This window comes from Stenotrophomonas sp. S39 (assembly GCF_016624665.1).
In the GTDB taxonomy this organism is placed as follows: Bacteria; Pseudomonadota; Gammaproteobacteria; order Xanthomonadales; family Xanthomonadaceae; genus Stenotrophomonas.
Genome location: NZ_JACVTT010000031.1, coordinates 36,753 through 46,685 on the forward strand (window position 1 = coordinate 36,753; position 9,933 = coordinate 46,685).

At 68.6% G+C, this 9,933-nt stretch carries 10 protein-coding genes; 2 read left to right on the top strand and 8 right to left on the bottom strand.

The genetic code is table 11. The features are described from left to right. Positions 1–59: 59 nt before the first annotated feature. The 3 genes from fhuE to IAE41_RS10260 all read right to left on the bottom strand — a co-directional run bounded on the left by fhuE (position 60) and on the right by IAE41_RS10260 (position 3,514). Complete coding sequence (gene fhuE, locus IAE41_RS10250) at positions 60–2,222, bottom strand: ferric-rhodotorulic acid/ferric-coprogen receptor FhuE (RefSeq protein ID WP_200733045.1); 2,163 nt, start codon at positions 2,220–2,222, stop codon at positions 60–62. Between the two features lie 270 nt (positions 2,223–2,492). Then, positions 2,493–3,044 carry a M23 family metallopeptidase gene (locus IAE41_RS10255; RefSeq protein WP_200733046.1) on the bottom strand — a complete coding sequence of 184 codons (552 nt, stop codon included), beginning with the start codon at positions 3,042–3,044 and terminating at the stop codon, positions 2,493–2,495. Beyond that, complete coding sequence (locus IAE41_RS10260; protein ID WP_200733047.1) at positions 3,041–3,514, bottom strand: Lrp/AsnC family transcriptional regulator; 474 nt, start codon at positions 3,512–3,514, stop codon at positions 3,041–3,043. The genes IAE41_RS10255 and IAE41_RS10260 overlap by 4 nt, the downstream gene beginning before the upstream one ends. A 72-nt stretch (positions 3,515–3,586) precedes the next feature. On the opposite strand from IAE41_RS10260, the gene IAE41_RS10265 reads away from it, so the two are divergent. Beyond that, a complete protein-coding gene (locus tag IAE41_RS10265) occupies positions 3,587–4,462 on the top strand; it encodes an EamA family transporter (protein WP_079223325.1) in 876 nt (291 codons plus the stop codon). 112 nt (positions 4,463–4,574) lie between these two features. On the opposite strand, the gene IAE41_RS10270 is transcribed toward IAE41_RS10265, so the two are convergent. The 4 genes from IAE41_RS10270 to IAE41_RS10285 form a co-directional block, all read right to left on the bottom strand. Further along, positions 4,575–5,312, bottom strand: a complete 738-nt coding sequence (locus tag IAE41_RS10270) for an endonuclease/exonuclease/phosphatase family protein (protein WP_174208737.1) — start codon at positions 5,310–5,312, stop codon at positions 4,575–4,577. A gap of 54 nt (positions 5,313–5,366) precedes the next feature. After that, positions 5,367–6,185 (bottom strand): thiol:disulfide interchange protein DsbA/DsbL, encoded by an 819-nt coding sequence (locus IAE41_RS10275; RefSeq protein ID WP_079223323.1) that lies wholly within the window; start codon positions 6,183–6,185, stop codon positions 5,367–5,369. A 106-nt stretch (positions 6,186–6,291) separates the two neighbouring features. Then, on the bottom strand, positions 6,292–6,936 hold the full coding sequence (locus tag IAE41_RS10280; protein ID WP_079223321.1) for a thiol:disulfide interchange protein DsbA/DsbL: 645 nt from the start codon (positions 6,934–6,936) through the stop codon (positions 6,292–6,294). A gap of 106 nt (positions 6,937–7,042) precedes the next feature. Further along, entirely contained in the window at positions 7,043–7,843 is an 801-nt protein-coding gene (locus IAE41_RS10285; RefSeq protein WP_108747359.1) for a c-type cytochrome, read from the bottom strand. A gap of 157 nt (positions 7,844–8,000) precedes the next feature. On the opposite strand from IAE41_RS10285, the gene yihA reads away from it, so the two are divergent. After that, positions 8,001–8,603 carry a ribosome biogenesis GTP-binding protein YihA/YsxC gene (gene yihA, locus IAE41_RS10290; protein ID WP_108760333.1) on the top strand — a complete coding sequence of 201 codons (603 nt, stop codon included), beginning with the start codon at positions 8,001–8,003 and terminating at the stop codon, positions 8,601–8,603. 128 nt (positions 8,604–8,731) lie between these two features. Here the strand turns inward: yihA and IAE41_RS10295 are convergent, their stop codons facing one another. After that, the gene (locus IAE41_RS10295) at positions 8,732–9,706 is read right to left on the bottom strand and encodes an MBL fold metallo-hydrolase (RefSeq protein ID WP_200733048.1); all 975 of its coding nucleotides are present in this window, start codon (positions 9,704–9,706) and stop codon (positions 8,732–8,734) included. Between the last annotated feature and the right edge of the window lie 227 nt (positions 9,707–9,933).

Consider the following 9,933-nt stretch of genomic DNA (forward strand, 5'->3'; position numbering starts at 1 on the left):
AGTCGAGCAAGCTCGACTCTACAAAGCACGGCGCCGGGGGTTGCCCGGCGCCCTCTGCATCAGAACGACCAGGTGAAGGTCAGCGAGCCATTGCGGCCGTCGCCGAATGCACCGTAGCCGTTGATCTGCGAGTAGTACTTCTTGTCCAGCAGGTTGTTCAGGTTGGCCTGCACGCTGAACTCCGGCGAGATGCGGTAGCGCACGAAGGCGCTGACCAGCGCGTAGCCGTCCTGCTCGATGCGGCCGTATGCCGGTACCGCGTAGTAGATGCGGTTCTGCCAGTTGGCACCGCCACCCACGGTCAATGCGGTCAGCGACTGCGGGGTGTAGCTGGTGAAAAGCTTCAGCGTGGTATGCGGCAGGTTGGTGTTGATGTCCGCGTCATTGATGTCCTTGGCCACGTAGCGCGAGGCGCCGAAGGTGGCATTCCAGCCCGGTGCCAGTTCGCCGTTCAGCTCGAACTCGAAGCCGCGGCTGACCGTGCCGCGAGCGGCGATGTAAGCCGTTTCGCCGCCGGTTCCGCCGATCACCGGTTCGCCGGTCGACTGGCCGACATTGTCCTGCTCAATGCGGAACACGGCCACCGAGGCATTGAGGCGGTTGTCGAACCAGGCACCCTTCACGCCCACTTCGTAGCTCTTGCCGTCGACCGGATCGAGGTAGCTGCCGTTGCGGTCCTTCAGCATCTGCGGCTGGAAGATTTCGGTGTACGAGGCGTAGGTCGAGTAGGTGTCATTGATGTCGAACACCAGGCCGGCATACGGCGTGGTCACCTTGTGCGAACGATCGGCGCCTTCGCCTTCGCTCTTCCAGTCGGTGTAGCGCGCACCGATGATCAGCTTCAGCGGATCGGCCAGCGACAGGCGCGTGGCGGCATAGCCGGCCTTCTGGGTGATGGTGCCTTCGCTGGCCAGGCTGAGCGGGTTCCAGTCCGGTTCGCTGATGTTGCCGGTCCAGTTCAGGTAGCTGGAGAAGGGATCCCAGGCAAGGCCGGCACCGCCGACCTGGTAGTCGCCGTAGTTGGCGTAGTCGCGCTTGTTGTAGCTCAGGCCCGCCATGAACTGGTGTTCGCGGCCGAACAGCTGGAACGGACCGTCAACGAAGCCATCGATCGCGTCGACCTTGCGCTCGGTGTTGTAGAAGCCGGCCGACGGCGAAATGCCCGCACCGGTGTTCCTGTCAAAGAACGAGGCGCCGGTAACCCAGTCGTTGTAGGCCGGGTAGAACAGCTTGTCGTCGGCCTTGGTCTCGTCATGCGTGGCGCCGATCTTGAACTTCCAGCCGTTGGCGAAGCCGTGCTCCAGGGTGGCGAAGGCGCGCTTGCTGGTGGTGTCCCAGTAGGTCCAGTTCGGGCTGGCATTGAACGACTCGTCGTAGCCGGTGCTGGTGCCATCGGAGAACAGCATCGGGAAGCCGCCCCAGGTCGCGCCGTTGGCGCGCTTCTGCTGGTAGTCGTAGCCCACGCTCAGCTGCGTATCGGGGGTCAGGTCGGCATCGATGACCATGTAGCCCAGCGTCTTGTGCTGGTTGTAGCGGTCCATCTGCGCATCGGTGTCCAGGTAGCTGCCGATGACGCGACCACGCACGGTGCCGCTGGCATTCAGCGCGCTGCCCACGTCCACGGTGGTGCGGGTGCGGCCCCAGCTGCCGACGTTGACCGAGACGCTGCCGGCCAGTTCGGCGCTGTCGGCGTGCTTGCGGATCAGGTTCACCGAAGCGGACGGGTTGCCGGCGCCGCTGAGCAGGCCGGTGGCACCGCGCACCACTTCCACGCGGTCGTACAGGGCCAGGTCCAGGCCGGAGTCACCGTAGCTCCAGTTCTGCACCATCTGCGTCGGCAGGCCATCGAACTGGTAGCTGTCGATGTAGAAGCCGCGTGCGTAGAACTCGGTGCGCTCGGTGTCGGACTGGGTGCTGCTCACGCCGGTGGTGTTGCCCAGCACGTCGATGATGTCGTCGAGGTTCTGGTCCTCGATGCGCTGGTGGCTGATGATGCTGACCGACTGCGGGATCTCGCGCGGGGCCAGGTCGAAGCGGGTACCGGCCGAGGTCCTGCGCACCGAGTAGCCTTCGGCGCGCTCACCCTTCACCACCACCTTGTCGAGCGTGGTCGGGTCGGCGGCGGTTTCGGCGAAGGCGGCCGGCACGGCGGCCAGGCACAGGGCGGAGAGCACCGCCGCGGACAGGCGATGCGGCAGGAGAGCAGGGGTCGAGCGGATCATGTGGGTTCCTGGACGGGCACGTGCGTGCGTCCGACCGGCTTCCCGGATGGTCTGGCGCCGCGGCTGGTGGGGTTCTCACGCCGCTGGCGGGGCCCTGCGCTGCAGGACGGTGGCTGGGCAATGCGAGGAGGGCGAACCGTCCTGGCTGCCCGGAAAACGCAAATATCGTAATGCGAATTGTTTCTATTTACAAATGGGCGAGGTCGTGCCCACATGCGGCCAGTCCGTCGTAGAGTCGAGCTTGCTCGACTGCACTGGACTGCAGGCCTTTCAACGCAGCAGCGGCAACGGGTCGCGGGCGCCGTCCGTGCCGTAGATGCCCCAGTGCAGGTGCGGCGGCGTGCCCTTGGCATTGCCACTGTCGCCCACGTAGCCCAGCAGCTGGCCGGCCTGCACCACCTGGCCTCGCGCCAGGCCCTCGGCCCAGTCTTCCAGGTGCGCGTAGTAGTAGCGCTCACGACCGGGCCCGATCACCCACACCTGGCGTCCGCCCAGCCCGCTTTCGCGCACATCGGCGATGACACCTGCGGTAACGCTGCGCACGGGCGTGCCGCGCTTGCCGAAGATGTCGATGCCGGCGTGGGTGCGGTCACGGCCGCGGGGCGCACCGAACGTATCGGCGATCTGCCGCGGGCACACGCCGTCCACGGGCACGGGCAGCTCGGTGGCCGGTGGCATGCGTCCCAGCGCCCACAGCATCTTCGGTGCCGCCGCCCACGGGCTGTTCCACAGCGAAAGCACGGCAACGCCGGCGATCAGCAGCAGCGTGGCGCGCAGCAGCCAGCGGCGCAGGCGTCGGGCAGGGGAGGGCGGTGTGGTCATGTCAGCGGCACCGAGAAGCTGCGCTTCAACGTGCCCAGCGCCACCGAGGTACGGAAGCGCTCGATGTTGTCGTCGCCGCCGAACAGTCGCTCGGTGATCGCTTCGTACTCTTCCATCGAGGCCGCCGAAAGCAGCAGCAGGAAATCGCCGTCGCCGGTGATCGAGTAGCACTGCTGCACGGCCGGGTCATCCTGCACGCGGCGGCGGAACGGGGCGACCTTCTCGCGCTGCTCGCTGACCACGCGTACCTCGACGATGATCGTGAGCGGGCGCCCGACCCTGGCCGCGTCGAGCACGGCCACGTTGGCGGAAATCACGCCGCTGTCCTGCAGCCGCTTGATGCGCCGCTGCACGGCGGGCGTGGACAGGTGCACGGCCTCGGCAATCTGCCGCTGCGGCAGGGCGTTGTCCCGCTGCAGCAGGTCGAGGATGGCGTGGTCGAAGCTGTCCAGCACGGGGGCGGTGGCCATGGCGAGCAGAAATTGCGCGGACGGGCCCCCAATTGAGCCAAGTGCTCACCGCCAGCGCAATAGACTGGGCGCATGCAGACTTCCCGATTCGCGCCGATGTTGCCGGCGCTGGCGGTGCTCGGCTCGGTTACCGCGCTGGCCATCGGCACTTCCTATGCCAAACACCTGTTCCCCCTGGTCGGCGCGCAGGGCACCAGCGCGTTGCGCGTGGGCTTCTCAGCCCTGTTGCTGCTGCTGTTCTGGCGGCCGTGGCGCTGGAAAACCAGCCGCGTGGATGCGATGACCATCCTCCGCTACGGGCTGACCCTGGGCCTGATGAACCTGCTGTTCTACATGGCCATCCGCACCATTCCCTTCGGCATCGCGGTGGCCATCGAGTTCACCGGCCCGTTGACGGTGGCGATGCTGTCCTCGCGGCGGCCGATCGATTTCGTCTGGGTGGGCTGCGCGCTGCTGGGCCTGTTGCTGCTGCTGCCGCTGGGCGGCGGGCCGGCGCTGGATCCTGCCGGCGTGCTCTACGCCATGGGCGCCGCGGCGTGCTGGGGCCTGTACATCGTCTTCGGCAAGCGCGCCGGCCACCTGCATGCCGGCCATACGGTTTCGCTGGGGCTGCTGGCCGCGTCACTGGTGGTGGTGCCGGTGGGCGTGGCCCACGCCGGCATGGCGCTGCTGGAGCCGAAGATCCTGCTGGCGGGCCTGCTGGTGGCGCTGGTGTCCAGCGCGATCCCCATGTCGCTGGAAATGATGGCGCTCAAGCGCCTGCCCAAGGAAACCTTCGGGATCCTGATCAGCATGGAACCGGCGGTGGCCGCGCTGTGGGCGATGCTGTTGCTGCACGAGCAGCTGGCCGGCGTTCAGTGGCTGGCAATCGGCTGCACGGTGGTGGCTTCGGTAGGCAGCACGATGACCGCGCGGCGGTTGAGAACGCCGGTGGTGCAGGCGGGGTAGCGCAGGGTTGTGCCCGGCGGAGAGCGTGCGGACCAACGGTCCGCACCCACCAGAGCAGTGGAAGTCCGCACCCACCAGAGCAGTGGAAGTCCGCACCCACCCGCGCGGCGGGTCAGCGCAGGGCGTCGGCGGGGACGTCGATGGCCATGGCCAGGGCCAGGTGGTCGGAGAACGCGGCCGGTACGGCTTCCACGCTGCGGGTCTGCAGGTTGCTGCTGACCAGGATGTGGTCGATGGCCCGGTCCGGGCGCCAGCTGGGGAAGGTCGGCACCACGCAGCCTGGCGGCTGCAGCCGGGTCTTCTGGTACAGCACCTGCATTTCCGGGCGCTCGGCCAGGCAGTTGAAATCGCCCATCAGCACCGCGTTGGGATGGTCGGACAGCAGCTCGGCGATGAAGCCGAGCTGGGACATCCGCGAACCCGCACCCAAGGACAGGTGGGCCACCGCCACGGCCAGGCCGTCCTCGCCATCGCCGAACTTGGCCAGCAGTACGCCGCGCCCGCCGATACGGCCGGGCAGGGCGTGGTCCTGTACTTCCACCGGTTCCAGCTTGCTCAGCAGGCCGTTGGCGCTGGACGCCACCCCGCCCATACGCCGGTTCGGCTGGTGGCTCCAGTAGTTGAAGCCGGCGCGCTGGGCCAGGTAGTGGGTCTGGTTGGTGAAGCCCGACCGCAGGCTGCCCGGGTCGGCCTCCTGCAGGCCGACGATGTCATGGCCGCGCGCCAGGGTGGCGATCGCGTCCAGGCTGCTGCGCTTGCGTCCCGCCGGCAGCGCATGTGACCAGCTGCGGGTCACATAGTCGCTGTAGCGGCGGGTGCTCGAGCCGGCCTGGATGTTGGCCGTCAGCAAGCGCAGGGTCCGTGTGTGGGGGGAAGTCACGGCCGGCAATGCTTTCTCTCTGGATCAGTGCGCCTGGGCCGCACCGCGTTCGCGGGCGATCAGGTGGTCGGCGATGCGCAGCATGTCCGGGAAGGTCTTGCCCTTCACCAGGTACTTGCCGTTGATGATGATCGACGGGGTGCCGCTGATCTGGCTGCGCTGGGCGAACTGCTTGGCCGAGTTGGTCTTGGCATTCACCGCGAAGCTGCCCATGGTGGCGGCGAACTGCTTCGGATCCACGCCGTAGCCGGCGTAGAACTTGGCGATGTCGTCGACCGAGTCGGCGCCGCGCTCACCCTTCAGGGTCTGCTGCGAGTGGATGGCGGCGTACAGCGCCTCGTGGGTCTTCTCCTGCACGCCCAGGGTCTGCGCGGCGTAGAAGGCACGGGCGTAGTTGTCCCAGGTGCCGCCGAACATGGCCGGCACGTAGACGAAGTTCACGTCGCTGGGCAGGCCGGCCTTCCACGGGCCGACCAGCGGCTGGAAGGCGGCGCAGGCCGGGCAGACGTAGCCGAAGATCTCAACCACTTCGACCTTGCCGGCAGCCGGCTGGAACGGCTGGCCGTTGCTGATCAGCTGGTAGTCGGCGCCTTCCACCGGGGCCGGGCCGGTCAGCGCGGTGGTGGTCGGGGCCGGGGCCGCAGCGGTGTCGGTGGCGGCCGGGGCAGCGCCTTCGGCGCCGGCAGCGGGCTCGGCGGCGGGGGTCGCGGCAGGCTCGGCGGCAGCCGGGGTCGCGGCCGGTTCAGCCGGGGCGGTGGTGTTGGTGGTGCCATCGTCGGCCTTGCAGGCCGCCAGGATCGGCAGCAGGGCTGCAAGTGCGAAAGCAGCGATACGGGTCTTCATTGAAACGTCTCCAGCATCTGGAAAGGTGGGGCCGGCGGCGGGCGCCGGCCAAGGGGAAATGATGACATGCGGCGGCGACAGCGCCGTGTCGATGGTCGGGATTGGTTCAGCGGCGGGCGCGGGCTTCGGAAATCAGCTTGGACGCGATGCGCAGCTGGTCCTCGAAGCTGTTGCCACGCACCAGGTACTGGCCGTTGATGATGATGGCGGGCGTGCCCGGCACCTGGGTGCGCTGGGCGAAGGCACGGGCCTCGGCGACTTTCTTCTGCACCGCATCGCCACGCAGGGCCTGCTTGTAGCGGTCGGCGCTCACGCCATAGGCGCTGTAGAAGGTGGCGAGCTCATCGGCCGAGACGTTCTGCATCGGCAGCGAACCCTGTTCGTGCAGGGCCTTGAACACGGCGGCGTGGCTGCGCTTGGCCACGCCCACTTCATCGGCGGCGTAATAGGCCAGGGCCCAGGCATCCCAGGCACCGCCGAAGGCGGCCGGGACCGGGGTGAAGCGCACGTCGGCCGGCAGCTTGGCGGCCCAGGCTTCCAGTTGCGGCTCGAAGTGGGCGCAGTGCGGGCAGGTGTAGCCGAAGACTTCAACGACTTCGATCTTGCCGGCCAGGGGCTGGAACGGGCCGGACTTGGCGATGCGTTCGTAGTCTTTGCCTTCAACCAGCGGGGCATTGGCGGGGGTGGCGGCGTAAGCGGCCAGCGGCAGCATCACCAGCAGGGACAGCAGAAGGCGGGGAATCAACCTCATCGACACGCATCTCCATTGAAAATAACAACGCCGGCGCAGCCGCCGGCGTGAAGGAAACATACCGCAGCCGCGGGCCGCCGTGGCGACCCGGGCCGACCAGTGGCGGTCAGGGGGCGGCGGCCGGTTGCGCGGCGGCGGCTTCGGCGGCGATGTCATCGGCCTTGTTGTGCAGGCCCTGCAGGTAGCTGGAGAGGGCCTGGACTTCCTGTTCGCTGAGCTTCTGGGCCACGGCGGCCATGATCTGGAAGTGCGCCTTGTCGGTCTCGTTGGTCTGGCCGGCCTGGTACTCCTGCAGGCGGCGAGCGACATAGCTGGCGTGCTGGCCGCCGATATGCGGATAGGCCGGGCCGGGGTTGCCGGCGCCGCTGGGGCCGTGGCAGGCCATGCAGGCCGGCAGGCCGCGCGTGGCGTCGCCGCCGCGGTACAGCTGCTGGCCGATCTCGTAGAACTTCATGCCCTTGTAGGGGCCATCGGTCACGGCGGTATCGTCGGCGATGCCGGCGGTGGCCTTCTGGGTGGCGAAGAACGCGCCGATATCGCGCATGTCCTGCGGGGTGAGGTTCTGCACGAAGGGCACCATCGCCACCGATGCGCCGGAACTGCGCTGGCCGTTGGCGATGAGGGCCATCTGCTGGGCCACGTAGCGCTCGCTCTGGCCGGCGATGGACGGGTACATCTCCACCGTGGAATTGCCGTCGGCCCCGTGGCAGGCCGCGCAGGCCGAGGCCTTGGTCTGGCCGGCCTTGGCGTCGCCCCAGGTGGTCTTGCTGAAATCCACTTCCAGCGAGGCGGTGCGGATCGGCCCGTTGTCGGGCAGCGGGGTCAGCGTGGTCTGCGCGAAGGCAGCAGCGGCAACGACGACGGCAGTGGCAAGAGCGGATACGGCAAGAACGCGAGCGTGGCGCATGCTAAAGCTCCGTATGGACCGGGCCGGGCGGTGGCCGCCGGCATCGCCCGGATTATCAACGCCGTTTCCGCGCACGGTCAACGCAGCAGTGCAGCATTTTCCCGGCCAGCGGCGCCGGGAACGGGCGCGCGGCGCCGCAACATGCGATCCTAGGCGCATGTCATTGCTCATCGAACGCGCCCGTTACCACCTCTCGGCCCATAACGTGCGGCAGCTGCCGCCCGATGAAGGGGCCGAAGTGGCTTTCGCCGGCCGCTCCAACGCCGGCAAGTCCAGCGCCCTCAACGCGCTGACCCGGCAGAACTCCCTGGCCCGTGTGTCCAAGACCCCCGGCCGCACCCAGCAGCTGGTGTTCTTCCAGATCACCCCGGAAGCGCACCTGGTCGACCTGCCCGGCTACGGCTATGCCAAGGTGCCGCTGGACCTGCAGGCGCACTGGCAGGCCTTCATCGACCGGTATTTCCGCACCCGCGAAGCCCTCAAGGGCCTGGTGGTGGTGATGGACATCCGCCACCCGCTGAAGGACTACGACCGGCAGATGCTGTCCTACGCCGTGCAGCGCGGCATGCCCGCGCACGCGCTGCTGACCAAGGCCGACAAGCTCAGCCGCAGCCAGCAGATGCAGACCCTGCAGAAGGTGCGCAAGGACCTGCATTCGGCCTACGGCGACAGCGTCAGCGTGCAGGTGTTCTCCGGTGAGGACCGCACCGGCGTGGATGAAGCCCGCGGCGTGATCGGCGGCTGGCTGGGGCTGGCGTAATCGATGTAGCGTGCCGGGCGTTGCCCGGCAGAATTCCTGTAGAGCCGAGCCCATGCTCGGCTGCCGCGCCCAGCGCGGTGCGGCCCCGGTAGCCGAGCATGGGCTCGGCTCTACAAGGGCTCACCGGCTCACTTCAACGGCGAATACTCCGCCGGTACCCATGCATAGGCCTCGCCCTCGCGGCGCACGTGGCCCAGGCCGGGGAACGGCAGGTGCGCACCGGCCACCCACCAGCCCTGGGCGGTGGCCTGCTGCAGCAGGGCGCGACGGCTGGCGATGGCCGCCGTGCGGTCGGCATCGGCCTCGAACGCCGCTTCCGGGTGTGCGAACTGCACCGCGTGGAAGTGCAGCACATCCCCCCACACCAGCAATGACTGACCCTGGCTGTCGAACCGGTAGGAGACATGGCCGGGGGTATGGCCGTGGCTGTCCATCGCCACCGCGCCACCGGGCAGGGCGTCGCCGGGGCTGAAGGTGCGCAGGTGACCGCTGGCCTGATACGGCGCCACCGCGTTGCGCGCCAGCGGGAAGGCGAAGCGCACGCCCTGCGGCGCCCGGGCTTCGCTGGCCGGGTCCAGCCAGTAGTCCGCATCGGCCCTGGACAGCCACACGGTGGCATTGGGGTAGGCCGGCTGGCCCTGCGCATCCAGCACGCCGCACATATGGTCCGGGTGGGCGTGGGTGAGCAGCACGTCGTCCACCTCGGCCGGGTCCACGCCTGCCGCGCGCAGGTTGCCCAGCACCTGGCCCAGGCCGGGACCGAAGCACTGCGCGGTGCCGGTGTCGACCAGGGTGAGGTGGTTGCCCTGGCGGACCAGGAAGGCGTTGACCGCGGTCTGCAGGCCTTTGCTGTCTTCGGGTACATAGCGGCCATCGAGCAGGCGGGTGACCAGGGTGGGCGCGACACCCACCACTTCCTGCCGGCCCAGCGCGACCACGCCATCGAACAGGGCGGTGACCTGCAGGGCGCCGACGCGCTGGTGGTAGACGCCGGGCACCTGTTGGGCGGGGGGCGGCGAGGTGGCTTCGGCCATGGCAGCCAGCGGCAGGGAGGACAGGGCCAGCAGCAGCGAGGCGCGCAGGGGCAGGTGATGGAGGTTCATGAGGGGCTCGGCAGGGCGGGGGATTCCGTTGCCGTGCAGCGTGCCGGGTGGCGCGCGCGCGATGCGCTCAAACCACTGCGTGGAATGCTCAGGGGGGTGTGTGCGGCAGGGCTTGCAGCCCTGCACCTGCTGCAGATCAGCGTCAACGTCAACGTCAAAAGCAGAAGCTGGCTTCCTGTGGGTTGGGCGGGGGGGGGGGGGGGGGGGGGGGGGGGGGGGGGGGGCGC